1 protein-coding gene is annotated in these 251 nt (G+C 31.3%); it reads right to left on the reverse strand.

Annotated features, from left to right (window positions below; translation table 11 throughout):
- Positions 1-10: 10 nt before the first annotated feature.
- Positions 11-251, reverse strand: a 241-nt coding sequence (locus B9T16_RS29800) for a four helix bundle protein (protein WP_410246507.1), incomplete at its 5' end; no start/stop codon positions are given.

Genomic DNA, 251 nt, shown 5'->3' on the forward strand with positions numbered 1-251 from the left:
TTTATGATTCTTAAAACTTAAGTGACTTCTTTAAACCGACTGTCATTTTTCGAATGACTATCAATTCATCAATAATTTTTTTAATTTCAGAATCGCTTGAMTATTTTAAATTTTGGGAAATAATCAATTGTGTTTCAAGTTCTGCTAAAGMACCCAGCGATATGGATAAATACCTAGCAAACTCTTTACTTGAATCTCTTCCAGCACCTTCCGCTATTTTCGAAGGAATTGAAACCTCAAATCTTCGCATT

It is taken from the genome of Arthrospira sp. PCC 8006, from assembly GCF_046480465.1.
Taxonomy (GTDB): Bacteria; Cyanobacteriota; Cyanobacteriia; order Cyanobacteriales; family Microcoleaceae; genus Limnospira; species Limnospira platensis.